This window comes from Dechloromonas hortensis (genome assembly GCF_009469765.1).
GTDB lineage: Bacteria > Pseudomonadota > Gammaproteobacteria > Burkholderiales > Rhodocyclaceae > Azonexus > Azonexus hortensis.
Window position 1 is genome coordinate 179,263 of sequence record NZ_SSSQ01000006.1, and the last position, 18,754, is coordinate 198,016.

Below are 18,754 nucleotides of genomic sequence, written 5' to 3' on the forward strand. Positions count from 1 at the left end.
GGTATCTTCCGGCGCAGCATGAGGGCTGTGGCACGCACTACGATCAAGGCCGGAACGCAGGCGCTCAAGCAGACCCTGAAGCGGGCTGCGCTCAAATCTGCCCCGCCAACAGGTCCCGGCACCTGGAGCCTGAGCCTCGTCACGGGAGCAGGCGGGGTGCGGCGTTTCAGGCTCTACCAGCCGCCCGACATCAAGACCGGGGAGCGGCTGCCGCTGCTGGTCATGTTGCACGGTTGCGGTCAGGACGCGAATGCCTTTGCGACAAGTACGCGGATGAACCGTGTCGCCATGCGCGAGCGCTTTCTCGTTCTCTACCCGGAACAGGATCGGCTGGCCAACGGCCAGGGCTGCTGGAACTGGTTCGACACGGCATCCGGCCGGGCCTATCGGGAAGCCGCGCTGATCATCCAGGCGGTCGACCAGGTTTGCCTGCTCCATCCGGTCGACCGTAGCCGCTTGGCAATTGCCGGCTTGTCGGCCGGGGCCAGCATGGCTGCACTGGTCGTTTCGCTGCATCCCGCCCGCTTCAAGGCGGTGGTCATGCATTCCGGCATTCCGCCGGGAACAGCTCATTCGACAATGTCGGCGGTCGGCGCCATGCGCGGCCGCCGCGCCACCTTGCCGCTCGCTGCCACGCCGCTGACGATGGCGGCGTCCTGGCCGGCCCTGCTGGTGATTCACGGCGAGGCCGACGGCGTGGTGTCGCCGCAGAATGGCCAGGCCGCAGTGCAGTCCTGGGCCGATGCGGCCGGTGCCCGCGCCGGCACAACCCGCAACGTGCAGCGCGGCAAGCGTTATCCAATGTCGGTAACGGATTTCAAGCGTCGGGACAGAACGGTTGCCACGCTGGTGCTGGTCAGTCGACTGGCCCACGCCTGGAGCGGTGGTGCCGCCAACAAGCCGTACAGCGATGGGCGCGGCCCCGATGCATCGCGCATGGTGTGGTCGTTTGTGGCAAAGCACTTCAACGCCTGAGTCGCTACCGGGCTTGTGTGTTCTGTCGAACAGACGATGCGAATACAGTTCTCTAGGGTAAAGGCAGGGGTGCGCTACGTGGCTTGTCGCAGCGCTACCCTGCCATCTTTTATTGGAGAGAGACATGAACTACGAAGAGCGCGATTCCTACGGTATCTACAAGATAAAAACAGGTACTGCTTCCGGTCCCGATGCCAGTCATGGCCCAGGCCCCTATTTGATGGGGGCCGATACGCTGATCGGCAATGACGTTTTCAACAAGGCCGCCGAGGATATCGGCGACATCAAGGAAATCATGATCGACATGCGGACCGGCCGGGTCAGTTATGCCGTGCTGTCCTTCGGTGGGTTCATGGGCTTTGGCGAGAAATTGTTCGCCGTGCCGTGGGAGGCGTTGACGCTGGATACGACCAACAAGCGCTTTGAGCTTGATGTGAACAAGGAGCGCCTTGAGCACGCCCCCGGCTTCGACAAGAACAAGTGGCCCGACATGGCCGACGCCAAGTGGGAAGCCGGCATTTACGCCTACTACGGAACGACGCCCGGGCGTCCGCCGGCCAGCCACTGAACTAGGAGCGCCGCCTGAACAAAACCTGCTGGCGGGCCTTAAATGGAATTCAAGGACTATTACAAGATCATGGGCCTGGCGCGTGATGCCAGCCAGGACGAAATCAGGCGCGCCTATCGCCAGTTGGCCCGTAAGTATCATCCCGATGTCAGCAAGGCGCCGGACGCCGAGGTCCGTTTCAAGGAACTCGGCGAGGCCTATGCGGTACTGAAGGATCTGGAAAAGCGCGCCGCCTACGATCAGTTGGGCAAGGACTGGAAAGCGGGGCAGGATTTCCGGCCGCCGCCGGACTGGAACGCCGGTTTCGAGTATGCCGGCGAGGGCGATGGCGCCTCCGGGGAGTTCAGCGACTTTTTTGAAGCCCTCTACGGCCGCCGCTTCAGCAGCGGCGGACGGGCGCGGGCAGATTTTCATGTCCGGGGTGAAGATCGTCACGCCAAGGTGCTGATCGACCTCGAGGATGCCTACCATGGCACCACCCGCAGCATTACGCTGCAAACGCCGAAAATCGATAGCCAGGGACGGGTGTCGATGGCGACCCATACACTCAATGTGAGCATTCCGATCGGCATTCGGGCCGGCCAGCATATCCGCCTGAGCGGCCAGGGCGCGCCGGGCATCGGGCAGGGCAAGCCCGGTGACCTCTATCTGGAAATCGGCTTTCATCCGCACGCCCTTTATCGGGTCGACGGGCGCGATATCTATCTCGACCTGCCGCTCGCCCCGTGGGAGGCCGCCCTGGGCGCCACAATCAAGGCGCCGACGCCGGGTGGCACGGTCGAACTGAAGATCCCGCCGGGTTCGGCGAGTGGCGGCAAGCTTCGACTGAAGGGGCGCGGCATTCCCGGAAATACGCCGGGCGATTTCTATGCGGTGATCCGGATCGACTTGCCGGCCGCCGCGTCTGATACAGAAAAAGCCTTCTACGGCAGCATGGCCGAGCAGTTCAAGAGCTTCCGGCCACGTGCCAAATTGGGAGTCTGAGAATGGCGAACGAAAAGAACCTGCCGCTGCCGAGTGCGCTCATTCTCGATGAACAGAGCAACCTGACGCTGGCCGAACTCTGCCGTGCCTGTTCGGTACGCGCCGAGTTCATCGTCGAACTGGTCGATGAAGGCGTGCTTGCCCCGCAGGGCCGCGAGCCGCATCGCTGGCGCTTCAGTGGCGTGCACCTCTACCGAACCCGCGTTGCTTTCCACTTGCAGCGTGACCTCGGCATCAATCTGGCCGGCGCGGCGCTGGTCCTGCAATTGCTGGAGGAAGTTGATGCGCTACGGGCAAGGCTGCGCATAATAGGCGGCGAATAGCGCCATTTGCGCCGCTGCTCACCGGTGGAGCGTGCGGGGAGGCAACCAGCATGGCGGATTTTCATTTTGATCGTTCAAGGAGATGCAATTGTCCTCAATTGAAGCGGTGCTGCCGGCCGACGAGCTGCAGCGGATGGATGCCTACTGGCGGGCCGCCAATTACCTGTCGGTGGGACAGATCTACCTGCTCGACAATCCGCTCCTCAAGCAGCCGTTGCAACCGGCGCACATCAAGCCGCGCCTGCTCGGCCACTGGGGCACGACACCCGGCCTGAACTTCATCTACGTGCACATGAACCGGCTGATCCGCCAGCGCGACCTGAGCATGATCTACATCGCCGGGCCCGGCCACGGCGGGCCTGCCGTGGTGGCGAATACCTGGCTCGAAGGCAGCTACAGCGAGCTGTATTCCGACATTTCGCAGGACGAGGAGGGCATGCGCCGGCTGTTCCGCCAGTTTTCCTTCCCGGGCGGCATCCCGAGCCACGCGGCGCCGGAGACGCCGGGGTCGATCCACGAAGGCGGCGAGTTGGGCTACGCCCTGTTCCATGCCTATGGCGCGGTGTTCGACAATCCCGATTTGGTCGCCTGTTGCGTCGTCGGCGATGGCGAAGCGGAGACCGGGCCGCTGGCCGCCTCCTGGCATTCCAACAAGTTCCTGAATCCGCGCACGGATGGCGCCGTGTTGCCGATCCTCCATCTCAACGGCTACAAGATCGCCAATCCGACGGTACTCGCCCGGATCAGCCATAGCGAACTGGAATGCCTGTTCGTCGGCTACGGCTACAAACCGTACTTTGTCGAGGGTGACGATCCGGAAACCATGCATCAGTTGATGGCTGCTGCGGTCGACCGCGCCATGGACGAAATTTCAGACATTCAGCGCCAGGCCCGGGCGGGTGGGGGCGTCGTTCGCCCGCGTTGGCCAATGATTATCTTGCGCTCGCCCAAAGGATGGACCGGGCCGAAGGAAGTCGATGGCAAGAAGAGCGAAGGTTACTGGCGCTCGCATCAGGTACCGTTCAGCGACATGGAAAAGCCGGAACACGTCCGCTTGCTGGAAGACTGGATGCAGTCCTACGTCCCGCGCGAACTGTTCGATGCCGAGGGCCGGCTGCGGCCGGAACTGGCGGCGCTGGCCCCGAGCGGCGAACGGCGGATGGGGGCCAATCCACATGCCAACGGCGGGATCTTGCTGCACGACCTGCGACTGCCGGATTTTCGCGACTACGCGGTGCCGGTGCCGGCGCCGGGCGGCACGCGGGCCGAATCGACGCGTGCGATGGGCGAGTTCCTGCGCGATGTGATGCAGCGTAACCCGCACAACTTCCGCGTCTTCGGGCCGGATGAAACCGCCTCCAACCGCCTCGGCGCCGTGTTCGAGGAAACCGACCGGCGCTGGATGGCCGAACGCTACGCCGATGACGACCATCTGGGCGTCGATGGCCGGGTCATGGAAATCCTATCCGAACATGCCTGCGAAGGCTGGCTCGAAGGTTATCTGCTGACCGGCCGGCACGGGTTGTTTTCATGCTACGAAGCCTTCATCCACATCATCGACTCGATGTTCAACCAGCACGCCAAGTGGCTGAAGGTCTGCGGCGAGATTCCCTGGCGCCGGCCGATCGCCTCGCTCAACATCCTGCTCACCTCGCATGTCTGGCGCCAGGACCACAACGGCTTCTCGCACCAGGACCCGGGTTTCATCGACCATGTCGTTAACAAGAAGGCCGACATCATCCGCGTCTATCTGCCGCCGGATGCCAATACGCTGCTCTACGTCACCGATGAATGCCTGAAGAGCCGCAACCTGGTCAATGTCATCGTCGCCGGCAAGCAACTGGAGCGGCAATGGCTGAACATGGAGGCCGCGATCAACCACGCCAGCGCCGGTATCGGCATGTGGGAGTGGGCCTGCAGCGACCATGATGGCGAGCCGGACATCGTGCTGGCTGCGGCCGGCGACGTGCCGACGCTGGAAATGCTGGCCGCCATCGACATCCTGCGCCAGATCGCACCGGCGCTGAGAATCCGCTTCATCAACGTCGTCGACCTGATGACCCTGCAGCCAAAGGAAGAACACCCGCACGGCCTGTCCGATACCGAATTCATCTCGCTATTTCGCGCCGACACGCCGATCCTCTTCGCCTATCACGGCTACCCCTGGCTGATTCACCGCCTGACCTACCGGCGCAGCAATCACGCCCATCTGCACGTACGCGGCTACAAGGAGGAGGGAACGACGACGACGCCGTTCGACATGGTCGTGCTGAATCACCTCGACCGCTTCAATCTGGTGATGGATGTCGCCAATCAGGTGCCGAAACTGCAGTCGCAGGCGGCCCACATCAAGCAACAAATGCGCGACATGCTGAACCGGCACACGCAATACATCCACGAGCACGGCGAAGACATGCCGGAAATCCGCAACTGGCAATGGCCGGCGGCCCGGGAATGAAGCAGAACTCCCGGCTGGCGCTTACTTGCGGCGCATCAAGCCCATGACGAGCGAGCCGATGAAGAGCAGGATGAAGACGAAGAACAGGATCTTGGCAATTTCGACCGCACCGGCCGCAATGCCGGTAAAGCCGAAGAGTGCCGCGACTAGCGCAACGACGAAAAAGACAACGGCGTAGTACAGCATGGCATTTCCTTTCCTTCTTTTCCCAGAGGGGCGGTTTCAGGCACTTTGGGCAAAGCGCCGGTCGACTGCCGAAACCGGGTCAAAACCTCAAATCTTGCCCAGCACGAGCAGAATGAGCAGGATGACCAGTACCAGTCCAAGACCGCCACTGGGGCCGTAACCCCAGCCACGGCTGTGGGGCCAGCTGGGAAATGCGCCGATCAGCATCAGAATCACGATGATCAGCAGAATTGTTCCTAAGGACATTTGATCTCTCCTTGTTCGTTTCGGTAGCCGCTTAGCGCCGGCAAGCAACTCCAGGCCGGCGCTTCTGTGGCTTGCCGTCAAGCCTACTCGTTAGCGAACTGACGTCTGTGCGGCAGCACACAGACATCGCCTGGAGCGAGGATGACGATGCCAGGCAGGGGAATGCGTTGACCCAAACGTGTCCTCGCCCACGGAACTGCTCCCGTAACGAAGTGACAAGGAGAGATGATGACTACCGAAACAATCAGCAATCAGGGGACCGTCGAAGGCAGCAAGCAAGCCTTGGTCAGGGATCTCAAAAATGTTGCCGGCGATGCGAATACGCTGATCAATAACGTTGCCACCGCCACTTCCGACGAATTGGTCATGGCCCGAACAAAGCTCGAGGCAGGGCTGGCCCAGGCCAAGACGCGGCTTCACGATGCGAGTGTGGCGCTGACCGACAAGGCGCGTTGCTCGGCCGATGCGACTGACGAATATGTCAGGAACAACCCCTGGAAAGTACTTGGGGTTGCGGCTGCGGCCGGTGTCGTCATCGGCGCCATCCTCAGCCGGCGCTGAGTGACTGATGAGCGAAGCGCTGCCGCCCGGCGCTTCAATCATTACCTCCGGGTGGCGCCATATATTTCCATATGTATGGGAACACACCGATCTTGTCCGGCAATGCGTCTAGCTTGGTATCTGCACCGGAAGCGGGGCAAAAGGATCTTCGACAGGTGATTCCGCCCGCCGGGTCCTGACCAAAGGAGTTAGACATGAACTGGGATATCGTTGAAGGCAACTGGAAGCAATTCAAGGGCACAGTCAAGTCACAGTGGGGCAAGCTGACCGATGATCACCTCGACGTGATCGCCGGCAAGCGCGACCAGCTCGCCGGCAAGTTGCAGGAGAGCTACGGCATCACCAAGGATGAGGCGGAGAGGCAGATCAAGCTTTTCGAAGATTCCAACAAGGACTTTCGTCCGCCGGGGGCTTCCTGACGGGGGCAACAATCTCCCTAGCAAAAGTCTTTCCGGCCCCGGGGGCAGCCTCGTCTCTCACGGACGTTCCTGTCCGCGGTGCAACGGTTCGACAAACCGTATCTCCCGACGTGCGATCGATCTGATTTTGAGCATTTTCGTTCCGGTTCACCGCTACCGTTGCCGTGATTTGCGCTGTGGTTGGGAAGGTAATCTGCGCGAGAGGGAAAGCCCATGAACGCCCCAGACCTGAGTAATGCACTGACCCGTGTACTGCTTGTCGAGGATGATCCAGCCGATGCTCGGCTGATCAACGATGCGCTTGCCAATTCGACAGGGCAAATCTATCAGGTGGAATGGGTGAGCAATCAGGTGTCGGCGCTCAAATACCTGGATACGCTAGCCGTCGATGTCATCCTGCTTGATCTGAGCCTGCCTGACGCTCAGGGACTCGAGGTTTTCGACCAGATTTACAGTGTGGCGCCAAATGCGCTAATTCTGGTTCTTAGCAGTGCCAACGACGAGGCCTTGGCGCGCGAGGCCGTGCAACGCGGGGCCAACGATTACCTGACAAAAGGCGCCATCGACGCGCATTGGCTGCCGCATGCCCTGCGCTATATCCAGGATCGCAAGGCGAGCCAGGACGCGCAGCAAGACAGCGAAGAGCATTTTCGCGCCATGAGCGATTCTTCGCCGCTGGGCATTTTCGTCTCCGATACACAGGGTAATTGTGTCTATACAAACGAGGCTTACCACAAGATCTCCGGGTTCGATTTCGAACAGGCGCTGGGCACCAACTGGAGCATGGCGATTCATCCAGACGATCGGCTACGCATTGTCTCCGAATGGCGCGATGCGGTATGCGGGCATACAGCCTTTCAGGCCGAGGTGCGCTTCATGCGAAAGGACGGGACCATCGTCTGGACCCGCCTGAATGCGGCCGCCATGCCCGATGGCCGGCGTTCGCGCGGCCGGGTGCAGACGGTCGAGGATATTACCGAGCGCAAGGCGGCAGATATTGAATTGCAGCTGGCGCGCGAAGACTTGTTTCAGGAAAAGGAGCGGGCCCAGGTGACGCTCAACTCGATTGGCGATGCCGTTCTGTGCACCGATATCGCAGGTAATGTCACCTATCTCAATCAGGTGGCCGAGACGATGACCGGCTGGTCCTTGGCGGAAGCGCAGGGACAGCCGTTGAGCGATGTCTTCCGGATCATCAACGGGGCGACCCGGCAACCTGCCGACAATCCGGCGCAGCGCGCCATTGCCGAGAACCGGGTGGTCGGGCTGGCGATGGACAGCATACTGATCCGGCGCGATGGCATCGAATCCGACATCGAGGACTCTTCGGCGCCGATCCACAACCGGGATGGCCGGGTCGCCGGCGCCGTCATCGTCTTTCACGATGTCAGCGAATCGCGGGCCATGGCGCAGAAAATGTCTCATCTGGCCCAACATGATTTCCTGACCGGGCTACCCAATCGCCTGCTGCTGACCGAGCGCTTTTCCCGGGCGATCGGCCAGGCCCAGCGGCACCACAAGCAGGTGGCGTTGCTCTTCCTGGACATGGATTATTTCAAGAACATCAACGATTCACTGGGCCATGTCATCGGAGACCAGTTGCTGCAGTCGGTAGCGAAGCGTCTGGGTGAATGCATTCGGACAACGGACACGGTATGCCGCCAGGGTGGCGACGAGTTCGTGATCCTGCTGGCCGAGATCGAGCGGCAGCAGGATGCGGCTCAGGTTGCCGAGAAACTGCTGGCAGCGCTGCTTGTGCCGCATCGCATCGCCGGTCACGAACTGCATATCACGCTGAGCATAGGGATCAGCATCTATCCGGATGATGGTTCTACCGCCGATGCCGTGATGCAGAATGCGGATACCGCGATGTATTACGCCAAGGCCAAGGGGCGCAACAATTACCAGTTCTTTACGCCCGAGATGAACACCCGGGCCATCCAGCGTTTGTCGGTCGAAAACAATCTGCGCCGGGCTTTGAAACAGGGCGAGTTCGAGGTGTACTACCAGCCGAAAATCGACATTGCCTCCGGCATCATGACCGGGGCCGAGGCCCTGATTCGCTGGCAGGATCCGACGGTCGGCCTGATCTATCCTGAGCAGTTCGTGACCATCGCCGAAGAGTGCGGCCTGATCGTGCCCATTGGTCGCTGGATGCTGCATGAAGCCTGTCGGCAGGTTCAGGCCTGGCTCGACTTCGGGCTGCAGGCGGTGCCCGTCTCGGTCAATATTTCGGCGCTTGAATTCAGACACCTCAATTTTCTTGAAGAGGCCGCCAGCATTCTTGAGGAAACCGGTCTGGCGCCGCGCTATCTCGAACTGGAACTGACCGAAAGCATCCTGATGCACGATGCCGAGGCCTCGGCCCAGATGCTTGAAAAGCTCAAGGCGATGGGCCTGCAACTGGCGATCGACGATTTTGGCACCGGCTATTCGAGCCTCAGCTATCTCAGTCGCTTTCCGATCGATACGCTGAAAATAGACCAGTCCTTCGTGCGTGACATTGCCAGCAATGCGGATGACGCAGCCATCGTCAGTGCCATCATCGGCATGGGGAAAAACCTCAAGCAGCGGGTCATTGCCGAGGGCGTTGAAACCCGCGAACAGCTAGCCTATCTGAAAGCCCTGCACTGCGATGAAGGTCAGGGCTTTCTGTTCAGCCATCCGCTGCCGGCCGAAGATTTTTCCCGCTTGCTCGGCACGCGCACGCTGGTCAGCAAGCCTGCCGCTTGAGTTCAAGCCGGGTTGTCCCTTATGTGCGCCAGCGTACCGAGCCGGCTGCCACTTCAACCTATGCTGTTTTTGAGGCGTCTCTGCGATTCAACAAGAAGACGTTGGAAACAGGATTTCCTGTTTTGCTCACTTTAGGAGTGTCAATCATGAATCCAAGCAAATATCTGTCTGCCGCAATTCTGGCTCTTACGCTGGTCACAGCCGTCGGCTGCAGTTCTAGCTCGAAACAGGAAAGTACCGGCGAGTATGTCGATGACAGCGTCATCACCTCCAAGGTCAAGTCAGCGATTCTCGGTGACCCGGCCACGAAAGTCGCCGAAATCGGCGTCGAAACCTACAAGGGTGTGGTTCAGTTGAGTGGCTTCGTCTCATCCCAGGCTGCCGCCAACCGTGCAGTCGAACTGGCCCGCGGCGTCAAGGGTGTGGTTTCCGTCAAGAACGACATGCGTATCAAGTAAGCGCTCGCGCAAGCGGTGCCGCCGTCGGAGTTTTGCATCCGGCGGCGGCCCGTGAGGAACGAGGATTCCTTTCTCGCAAGTGAGCAGGTCGCTGAGGGATATTTTCGCGAAAGGGCCCCTTGAATTGAGCGCAGTCAGCAAGCTCTCCGAGTATTTTCGGCAGTTGCCGGCGCGACTGCGCGGCAACGATGTGGCGCGCCGCTCGGTGAGTGAGGAGGCGCCCCTGCGCGCCGAGTTGTATAGCGCCGACCAGATGGCGCAACATGGCAAGTCGCTCGCCGCGTCGCACCGCCTGGCTGCAGGGCGTGCCCCCGATTTATTGCTGGCCCGGCTGGCCGCCAACGAGAGCGTGCTGGTCGGGGTCTGCAAACTGTTGACCTCGGGTGTTGCCGATAACCGCCGGATCACCCCTGCCGGCGAGTGGTTGCTCGACAATTTCTATCTGATCGAAGAACAGATCAGGACGGCCAAGCGCCACTTGCCCAAGGGCTACAGTCTGGAACTGCCGCGCCTGGCCAGCGGCTTGTCGGCCGGGCGGCCGCGGGTCTACGACATCGCGCTGGAGACCGTCGCCCACGGCGATGGTCGGGTCGATACCGAAACGCTGATCCGCTTCGTGGCGGCCTACCAATCCGTCACCGACCTCAAGCTGGGGGAACTGTGGGCGATTCCGATCATGCTACGCCTGGCGGTGATCGAAAATCTCCGCCGCGTCGGGGCGCGGATTGCCCTCGGCTGGGAGGAGCGCAACCTGGCCAACTCCTGGGCCGACCAGATGGTCGAGACGGCTGATCAGGACCCGAAAAGCCTGATTCTCGTCATCGCCGACATGGCGCGCTCGAATCCGCCGATGAGCAGTGCTTTTGTCGCCGAATTGGCCCGCCGGCTGCAGGGCAGGGGGCCGGCGCTGGCATTGCCGCTGACCTGGGTCGAGCAACGACTGGCCGAGTCGGGCCTGAGCATCGCCCAGTTGGTTCAGTTGGAAAACCAGCTACAGGCGGCCGATCAGGTTTCGATCAGCAACAGCATCGGCAGCCTGCGGGTGCTCGGAGCGATGGATTGGCAGGAATTCGTCGAGACGCTCAGCGTCGTCGAGCAAAGTCTGCTGGCCGACCCGGCAGGCGTCTATGGCAGCATGGATTTCGCCAGCCGTGATCGCTATCGCCATGCAACCGAGGAAATTGCCCGGCATGGCCGCCTGAGCGAGGGCGAGGTTGCCCGCCTGGCCGTCGAACTGACCCGCACCGCCGTTATGGCGGAGGACGGGAGCGGTGCCGGCGGGCGGGCCGGGCATGTCGGCTTTCATCTGATCGACAAGGGCTTGCCGAAACTCGAAGCACTGGCCGAGGTCAAGCTCTCGGTCGGCCGGCGCCTGCGCCGGGTGGCGGCCCGCTGCCCCTTGCTCCTCTATCTCGGTGCCATTGCCTTGATCGCGCTGCTCATTACCGGCAGCCTGCTCGCACTCACCACGCCGAGCGGACTCTCGGGATGGCTGCTCGGGCTGCTCGGCCTGGGCTTGCTGTTGGCCGGTAGCCAGTTGGCCCTGGCGCTGGTGAACTGGCTCGCCACCTTGCTGGTAACGGCGCATCCGCTGCCGAGAATGGATTTTTCCCACGGTATTCCGCGCGCCGCGCGAACCCTGGTCGTAGTGCCGACCATGCTGACCAGCGAGGGCGGGGTGGAGGATCTGGTCGAGGCGCTGGAAGTCAGGTTTCTGGCCAATCGGGATCAAAATCTGCTGTTCGGCCTGCTGACTGATTTTTGCGATGCCAAGCAGGAAACGCTGGCCGAGGATGCGGCGCTGGTCGGGCTGGCCCGGCTGCGGATCGAAGAACTGAATGCGAAGTACGATGGAGCAGGGGAGTCGCATCAGCCGGGGATTTTCTTCCTCTTTCATCGGCCGCGCCTGTGGAATCCGCAGGAAGGCGTCTGGATGGGCTACGAGCGCAAGCGCGGCAAGCTGGCCGACCTGAACGCGCTGTTGCGCGGCAATCCGGCCGGCTTTTCGGACATTGTCGGGGAGATGGCGGCCCTCGACAGCGTGCAATACGTCATCACGCTGGACACCGATACGCAATTGCCGCGTGATGCGGCCCGCCAACTGGTCGGCGCGATTGCCCATCCGTTGAATCGGCCGTACTACGATGCGGCCAGGCAGCGCGTCACCGAGGGCTACGGGATCCTGCAGCCGCGCGTCGCGGTCAGCCTGCCTGGCACCAACCGCTCGCTCTATGCCCGGCTCTATGGCGGCGAGCCGGGTATCGACCCCTACACCCGCGTCGTTTCCGATGTCTATCAGGATGTCTTCGGCGAAGGTTCCTTCATCGGCAAGGGCATCTACGATGTCGATGCCTTCGAGCTGGCCCTCGGCGGGCGCTTTCCTGAGAATCGCATCCTCAGCCACGATCTGCTCGAAGGCTGTTACGCCCGGGCCGGGCTGCTGAGCGATGTCCAGCTTTTCGAAGACTATCCGGCCCGTTACAGCGCGGATGTCAGCCGCCGCTACCGCTGGATTCGCGGCGACTGGCAACTGGCCGGCTGGCTGCGCCGGCGGGTGCCCTGCGCCTGTGCCGGCGAGCCGGTGCATCGGCAGCGTAACCCGCTGTCGGCCCTGTCGCAGTGGAAACTGGTCGATAACCTGCGGCGCAGCCTGGTCCCAGCCGCGTTGATGCTGGTCCTGGTGCTGGGCTGGCTGGTTTTGCCCTCTTTTGGCCTGTTTACCGCAGCAATCGTCGGCATGCTGCTGCTGCCTACCCTTTGTTCCTGCGCCTTCGAACTGCTGCGCAAACCGGACGAAGTCCTGTTTCGGCAGCATCTGGCGGCGGTCGCCGGTTCTGTCTTCAGGCATTTCAAACAGCTGGCCTTTGACCTGGCTTGCCTGCCATACACGGCGTATTTCAGTCTCGATGCGATCAGCCGCACCCTGTGGCGCGTACTGGTCAGCGGCAAACCGATGCTGGAATGGAATCCGTCGAGCGAGGTCGATCGCGAACTGGCTAGACGCGACCGCAGCGGCCTCCCGGCGACCATACGAACAATGTGGGTTGGCCCATTAACCGCGACCGCGCTTGGCCTCAATCTCGCCTTGCTGGTGCCGCAAGCCTTGCCGGTTGCAGGTGCGCTGCTCGCGCTCTGGTTCATCTCGCCCGGCATCGCCTGGTGGCTCAGCCGGCCGCTCGTCCGTCCGCCGGCGATCCTCAGCCGCGAACAGCTTTTCTTCCTGCGCAAGCTGTCGCGCCGGACCTGGGCCTTCTTCGATAACTTTGTCGGCCCGGAAGACCATTGGCTGCCACCGGACAATTTCCAGGAATATCGTATTGCCTCGGTCGCCCATCGCACCTCGCCGACCAACATGGGCATGGCGTTGCTGGCGAATCTCGCCGCTTACGACTTCGGTTACCTGACAGCCGCCCGGCTGCTCGAGCGAACGGCGCAAACCTTGAACAGCATGGCCGGCCTGGCCCAGCATCGCGGCCACTTTTACAACTGGTACGACACGCAGACCCTGCAGCCGCTGACGCCGCTCTATGTCTCGACGGTGGATAGCGGCAACCTGGCCGGCCATTTGCTGACCTTGCGGGCGGGCCTGCAGGCCCTGGTCGATGAGCGGATCTTCTTGCCCCGGCTGTACGAGGGCTTGCGCGACACGCTCGGTGTGCTGGCCGAAGCCGCCGAAGCAAGCACCCGGGGCAGCCTGGCGGCCTTCGGCAAACTGCTCGATGTGGCGACTGCGGCGCCGTCCGACAGCATTAGCGCGACCCGTTTGACGCTGCAGCATCTGGCGAGCGGCGCCGCCGATCTGATGGTGCAAGTCGCCAGCAGTCTCCATGCCCGGGAGCCGACCCTGCCGGCCAGCGAAGCGAACGACTGGGCGCAGGCGCTCGCCGCGCAGGTCGACGCGGCGCTGGCCGACCTCGACCTGCTGAGTACCGAAGTCGCTGGCGATGCCATGCCGACCCTGCGCCAGCGGGCTCGCGACGGCTGCCCGGCGGCGACCGCCCGGCTGGCGTTGATAGACGCCCAGGTCCGGCAAATCAGCCAACTGGCGGAGATGGAGTACGACTTTCTGTTCGACAAGTCGCGCCATCTGCTGACCATCGGTTACAACGTCGCCGAGCATCGCACCGACACCAGCTATTACGACCTGCTGGCCTCCGAGGCGCGCCTGTGCAGCTTCGTCGCCATTGCCCAGGGACAGTTGCCGCAGGAAAGCTGGTTCTCGCTCGGCCGTCTGCTGACCGGTACAGGCGGCGAGCCGGCCCTGCTGTCCTGGAGCGGCTCGATGTTCGAGTACCTGATGCCGCTGTTGATCATGCCGACCTACGACAACACCTTGCTCGACCAGACCTGCAAGGCAGCGGTCGCCCGGCAGATCGAGTACGGCGCCCAGTGCGGTGTCCCCTGGGGGATTTCGGAGTCGGGCTACAACACGGTCGATGGCCATCTCAACTACCAGTACCGTGCTTTCGGCGTGCCGGGCCTCGGCCTCAAGCGCGGCCTGGCCGACGATCTGGTGATCGCGCCCTATGCCTCGACGATGGCGCTGATGGTCGCCCCGGAGGCGGCCTGCCAGAACCTGCAACGCCTGGCCGAGGAAGGAGCGCTCGGCAAGTTCGGCTTTTTCGAGGCGATCGACTACACCCCGGCCCGCCAGCGCCGCGGTCAGGCCAAGGTCGTCGTGCGCTCCTTCATGGCCCACCATCAGGGCATGAGCCTGCTGGCGCTCGCCTACCTATTGCTCGACCGCCCGATGCAGCGCCGTTTCGAAGCGGAGCGCCTGTTCCAGGCGGTGATGCTGCTGCTCCAGGAGCGGATCCCCAAGGTGACTTCCTTGTTCGCCCATACCGCCCAGCTTTCCGAAGTGCGCTCGACCTCGCTCGCCGCCGAGATGCCGATCCGCGTGTTTACGACGCCCAATACGCCGATTCCCGAGGTGCAACTGCTGTCGAACGGGCGTTACCACGTGATGGTGACCAATGCGGGCGGCGGCTACAGTCGCTGGAACGATCTGGCCGTCACCCGCTGGCGCGAGGACGGGACCTGCGACAACCGCGGCAGCTTCTGCTATATCCGCGACCTGGCCAGCCTGAGCTTCTGGTCGAATGCCCACCAGCCGGCGCTGAAACGCGCGGCAAGCTATGAGGCGATATTCTCCGAAGGGCGGGCAGAGTTTCGCCGGCACGACACGCTGGGTAGCGCCGATGTTGCTTTCGAGACCTATACCGAAATCGTCGTTTCGCCGGAAGACGACATCGAACTGCGCCGCATCCGCATTACCAATCGCTCCCGCCAGCGCCGCGAAATCGACGTCACCAGTTACGCCGAGGTGGTGATTGCGCCGCCGGCTTCCGACGACCTGCATCCGGCCTTCAGCAACCTCTTCGTGCAGACCGAGATCCTTCGCGACCGGCACGCCATCCTTTGTTCGCGCCGACCGCGTTCGCCCGGTGAGCGCCAGCCGTGGATGCTGCACCTGATGGCGGTGCACGGCGCGGACATTGGCCAGGTTTCCTACGAAACCGATCGCCTGCATTTTGTCGGCCGCACCCGCAGCACGGCCGATCCGCTGGCCATGAGCGAGGCGGGCGGGCTGTCGGGGGCCGATGGCTCGGTGCTCGATCCGATCGTCGCCATCCGTTACGCGCTGACCCTGGCGCCTGAGCAGTCGGTGACCGTCGACATGGTCTCGGGCATTGCCGAGAGCCGCGACCAGGCGCTGAGCCTGATTGAAAAATACCAGGACCGCCATCTCGCCGACCGTGTCTTCGACCTGACCTGGACGCACAGTCAGGTGGTACTGCGCCAGCTCAATGCCAGCGAGGCGGATGCCCAGCTTTATGCCCGGCTGGCCAGTTCGGTCATTCATGCCAACGCCTCGTTGCGTGCCGAGGCGGGCGTGCTGCTCAGGAATCGCCGCGGCCAGTCCGGGCTGTGGGGCTATGCCATTTCCGGCGATCTGCCGATCGTGCTGCTGCAGATCGGCGACGCGGCCAATATCGACCTGGTCCGCCAGTTGGTGCAGGCGCATGCCTACTGGCGCCTGAAAGGGCTGGCCGTCGACCTGGTGATCTGGAATGAGGACCATGCTGGTTACCGGCAGCGCTTGCAGGAACAGATCATGGGAATGATCGCCTCGGGCATCGAGGCCAGCATCATCGACCGGCCGGGTGGCATCTTTGTTCGGCTGGCCGAACAGATTTCGAGCGAGGATCGCATTTTGCTGCAGTCGGTGGCGCGCATCGTCATCAACGACTGCCGGGGCCGGCTGGCCGAACAACTGGAGCAGCGCGGCCTGCCCGAAGCGCGCGTGCCGCTCCTCGAAGCCAGCCGCCGCTACCGTCCGGAAGTGCCGCCGGTCTCGACGCCGCCCCATCGCGACCTGCAATTCTTCAACGGGCTGGGCGGCTTTGCTCCGGATGGCCGAGAATACGTCATCGAACTCGCTCCCGGCCAGACGACCCCGGCCCCCTGGTGCAATGTGCTGGCCAATCCGCATTTCGGAACGGTTGTTTCGGAAAGCGGCGTCGCCTACACCTGGAGCGAAAACGCCCACGAGTTCCGGCTGACACCGTGGCATAACGACCCGGTCAGCGATCAGGGCGGCGAAGCGATCTACCTGCGCGACGAGGAATCGGGATACTTCTGGTCGCCAACCCCGTTGCCGGCCCGGGCCGGGGAGTCCTACCTGATCCGGCACGGCTTCGGCTACAGCGTCTTCGAAACCCGCGCCGCCGGCATCCGGACCGAGCTGTGGATTTACGTGGCGATCGATGCCGCCGTCAAGTTTTCGGTGCTGAAGGTATTCAATGAGTCGGGCCGCGCCAGATCGCTGACGGCTACCGCTTACGTCGAGTGGGTGCTGGGCGACCTGCCGGCCAAGTCGGCCATGCATATCGCCACCGAACAGATCTCAGGCACCGGCACGCTCTACGCTCGCAATCCCTACAGCACGGAATTCGCCGAGCGCGTTGCCTTTTTCGACGTCGACGACCCCCGCCGCAGCGTGACCGGCGACCGCGTCGAGTTTATCGGGCGCAACGGCAGCTTGTTAAATCCGGCGGCAATGATGCGGGCCAAGCTTTCCGGACGAGTAGGCGTTGGGCTCGATCCCTGTGCGGCCATGCAGCTCAGTTTTGAACTGGCCGACGGCCAGGAGCGGGAAATGGTCTTTCGCCTCGGCGTCGGGCGCAACACCGACGATGCCAGCCAGCTCGTCCAGCGTTTCCGCGGCGTCATGGCTGCCCGCGGGGCGCTCGAATCGGTGCGCCAGCACTGGCAGCGCACGCTCGGCGCGGTGCAGGTCGAAACGACCGATCCGGCGATCAACGTGATGGCCAATGGCTGGCTGCTCTATCAAACCCTGGCCTGCCGCATCTGGGCGCGCAGCGGTTATTACCAGTCGGGCGGCGCCTTCGGTTTTCGCGATCAGTTGCAGGACGTCATGGCCCTGGTACACGCAGAGCCCGGGCTGGTCCGCCGCCATCTGCTGCTCTGTGCCAGCCGCCAGTTTCAGGAAGGCGATGTGCAGCACTGGTGGCATCCGCCGTCCGGCCGGGGCGTGCGCACCCATTGTTCCGACGATTTCCTCTGGCTGCCGCTGGCGGTATGCCGCTACCTGACGATCAGCGGCGATCATGGCGTGCTCGAAGAAAGCCTGCCTTTCCTCGAAGGCCGCCCGGTTAACCCGGAGGACGACTCCTATTACGATCTGCCGATCCGTTCTCTCGAGGTCGCCAGCCTGTACGAGCATTGCGTCCGGGCCATCCGCCACGGTCTGCGATTTGGCGCGCACGGCTTGCCGCTGATCGGCTCCGGCGACTGGAACGACGGCATGAACCGGGTCGGCGTGCTGGGCAAGGGGGAGAGCGTCTGGCTCGGCTTCTTCCTCTGCGAAGTGCTCCGGCGCTTCACCGAAGTGGCTGTGGCGCATGGCGACCCGGACTTTGCCGAACTGTGCCGGGGCGAAGGTGCCCGCCTGCGCCTGAGCATCGAGACCCATGGCTGGGATGGCGAATGGTACCGCCGGGCCTACTTCGACGATGGCACGCCGCTCGGTTCGCGGGCCAATGCCGAATGCCGGATCGATTCCATTTCGCAGAGCTGGTCCGTGCTCTCCGGTGCCGGCAATCCGGAACGCTCGCACCTGGCCATGCGGGCGCTCGACCAGCATCTGGTTCGCCGTCGGGATGGCCTGGTGCAACTGCTCGAGCCGCCGTTCAGCAAGTCGCAGCTGGATCCCGGCTATATCCGCGGCTATGTGCCCGGAGTCCGGGAAAACGGCGGGCAATACACGCATGGCGCGATCTGGGCAGCCATGGCGTTCGCCGAACAGGGCGACAGCGCGCGGACCTGGGAACTGCTGTCGATGATCAACCCGGTCAATCACGCGCTGACAGCGGCGGCGGTGGCGACCTACAAGGTCGAGCCCTATGTCGTCACGGCCGACGTCTATGCCGTCAATCCGCACATCGGCCGGGGCGGCTGGAGCTGGTATACCGGCTCGGCCGGCTGGCTGTATCGCCTGATCGTCGAATCGCTGCTCGGCCTGCAGCGCCAGGGCGATAGCCTGCTGTTCACGCCTTGCCTGCCGGCCGAGTGGCCGAGATGCAGTATTCGCTACCGCTATCGGGCGACGGAATACCGCATAGACCTTGTGCCTGGCCAGACCGGCATCACCAGCATCATGCTCGATGGCCAGTTGCTACCGGGGAACGCCGTGCCGCTGGTTGATGACCAACAAGCCCACCGCGTTGAAGTCAGGATCAAGGCCGCCTGAAGGGCTGGCCGCCATGCCGGTGCCTGGTTTTTGGCCTTTTTGCGCGGTCTACCGCAGCAATCGTCTT

The 18,754-nt window shown here is 62.9% G+C and carries 12 protein-coding genes; 10 read left to right on the forward strand and 2 right to left on the reverse strand.

Features of this window, described 5'->3' with window-relative positions; genetic code table 11:
• Nucleotides 1–18: 18 nt before the first annotated feature.
• The 5 genes from GH663_RS11910 (at nucleotide 19) to GH663_RS11930 (ending at nucleotide 5,308) form a co-directional block, all read left to right on the forward strand.
• The gene (locus GH663_RS11910; RefSeq protein WP_246181581.1) at nucleotides 19–975 is read left to right on the forward strand and encodes an extracellular catalytic domain type 1 short-chain-length polyhydroxyalkanoate depolymerase; all 957 of its coding nucleotides are present in this window, start codon (nucleotides 19–21) and stop codon (nucleotides 973–975) included.
• A gap of 124 nt (nucleotides 976–1,099) precedes the next feature.
• A complete protein-coding gene (locus GH663_RS11915) occupies nucleotides 1,100–1,543 on the forward strand; it encodes a PRC-barrel domain-containing protein (protein WP_153131953.1) in 444 nt (147 codons plus the stop codon).
• A gap of 42 nt (nucleotides 1,544–1,585) precedes the next feature.
• The gene (locus GH663_RS11920) at nucleotides 1,586–2,527 is read left to right on the forward strand and encodes a DnaJ C-terminal domain-containing protein (protein WP_153131954.1); all 942 of its coding nucleotides are present in this window, start codon (nucleotides 1,586–1,588) and stop codon (nucleotides 2,525–2,527) included.
• A gap of 2 nt (nucleotides 2,528–2,529) precedes the next feature.
• On the forward strand, nucleotides 2,530–2,850 hold the full coding sequence (locus GH663_RS11925) for a chaperone modulator CbpM (protein ID WP_153131955.1): 321 nt from the start codon (nucleotides 2,530–2,532) through the stop codon (nucleotides 2,848–2,850).
• An 88-nt stretch (nucleotides 2,851–2,938) separates the two neighbouring features.
• Complete coding sequence (locus GH663_RS11930; protein WP_246181574.1) at nucleotides 2,939–5,308, forward strand: phosphoketolase family protein; 2,370 nt, start codon at nucleotides 2,939–2,941, stop codon at nucleotides 5,306–5,308.
• Nucleotides 5,309–5,329: 21 nt separating this feature from the next.
• Here the strand turns inward: GH663_RS11930 and GH663_RS11935 are convergent, their stop codons facing one another.
• Together GH663_RS11935 and GH663_RS11940 are read right to left on the reverse strand one after the other, a co-directional pair.
• Nucleotides 5,330–5,494 carry a DUF1328 domain-containing protein gene (locus GH663_RS11935; RefSeq protein WP_153131957.1) on the reverse strand — a complete coding sequence of 55 codons (165 nt, stop codon included), beginning with the start codon at nucleotides 5,492–5,494 and terminating at the stop codon, nucleotides 5,330–5,332.
• 87 nt (nucleotides 5,495–5,581) lie between these two features.
• Nucleotides 5,582–5,740 carry a DUF3309 family protein gene (locus GH663_RS11940; protein WP_153131958.1) on the reverse strand — a complete coding sequence of 53 codons (159 nt, stop codon included), beginning with the start codon at nucleotides 5,738–5,740 and terminating at the stop codon, nucleotides 5,582–5,584.
• Between the two features lie 228 nt (nucleotides 5,741–5,968).
• Between GH663_RS11940 and GH663_RS11945 the strand changes: the two genes are divergently transcribed.
• The 5 genes from GH663_RS11945 to GH663_RS11965 all read left to right on the forward strand — a co-directional run bounded on the left by GH663_RS11945 (nucleotide 5,969) and on the right by GH663_RS11965 (nucleotide 18,687).
• Nucleotides 5,969–6,301 (forward strand): ElaB/YgaM/YqjD family protein, encoded by a 333-nt coding sequence (locus tag GH663_RS11945; protein ID WP_170291410.1) that lies wholly within the window; start codon nucleotides 5,969–5,971, stop codon nucleotides 6,299–6,301.
• 194 nt (nucleotides 6,302–6,495) lie between these two features.
• Nucleotides 6,496–6,720: a CsbD family protein gene (locus GH663_RS11950; RefSeq protein ID WP_066881360.1), complete on the forward strand. Its 225-nt coding sequence runs from the start codon at nucleotides 6,496–6,498 to the stop codon at nucleotides 6,718–6,720.
• 213 nt (nucleotides 6,721–6,933) lie between these two features.
• Entirely contained in the window at nucleotides 6,934–9,453 is a 2,520-nt protein-coding gene (locus GH663_RS11955; RefSeq protein WP_246181575.1) for an EAL domain-containing protein, read from the forward strand.
• Nucleotides 9,454–9,599: 146 nt separating this feature from the next.
• Complete coding sequence (locus GH663_RS11960) at nucleotides 9,600–9,911, forward strand: BON domain-containing protein (RefSeq protein WP_153131960.1); 312 nt, start codon at nucleotides 9,600–9,602, stop codon at nucleotides 9,909–9,911.
• A 124-nt stretch (nucleotides 9,912–10,035) separates the two neighbouring features.
• The gene (locus GH663_RS11965) at nucleotides 10,036–18,687 is read left to right on the forward strand and encodes a glycoside hydrolase family 94 protein (protein ID WP_343029830.1); all 8,652 of its coding nucleotides are present in this window, start codon (nucleotides 10,036–10,038) and stop codon (nucleotides 18,685–18,687) included.
• The last annotated feature ends 67 nt before the right edge of the window (nucleotides 18,688–18,754 follow it).

Coding starts and splice junctions, on each gene's coding strand:
- GH663_RS11910 (WP_246181581.1), top strand. CDS start 19: ATGAGGGCTGTGGCACGCACTACGATCAAGGCCGGAACGCAGGCGCTC.
- GH663_RS11915 (WP_153131953.1), top strand. CDS start 1,100: ATGAACTACGAAGAGCGCGATTCCTACGGTATCTACAAGATAAAAACA.
- GH663_RS11920 (WP_153131954.1), top strand. CDS start 1,586: ATGGAATTCAAGGACTATTACAAGATCATGGGCCTGGCGCGTGATGCC.
- GH663_RS11925 (WP_153131955.1), top strand. CDS start 2,530: ATGGCGAACGAAAAGAACCTGCCGCTGCCGAGTGCGCTCATTCTCGAT.
- GH663_RS11935 (WP_153131957.1), bottom strand. CDS start 5,494: ATGCTGTACTACGCCGTTGTCTTTTTCGTCGTTGCGCTAGTCGCGGCA.
- GH663_RS11940 (WP_153131958.1), bottom strand. CDS start 5,740: ATGTCCTTAGGAACAATTCTGCTGATCATCGTGATTCTGATGCTGATC.
- GH663_RS11945 (WP_170291410.1), top strand. CDS start 5,969: ATGACTACCGAAACAATCAGCAATCAGGGGACCGTCGAAGGCAGCAAG.
- GH663_RS11950 (WP_066881360.1), top strand. CDS start 6,496: ATGAACTGGGATATCGTTGAAGGCAACTGGAAGCAATTCAAGGGCACA.
- GH663_RS11955 (WP_246181575.1), top strand. CDS start 6,934: ATGAACGCCCCAGACCTGAGTAATGCACTGACCCGTGTACTGCTTGTC.
- GH663_RS11960 (WP_153131960.1), top strand. CDS start 9,600: ATGAATCCAAGCAAATATCTGTCTGCCGCAATTCTGGCTCTTACGCTG.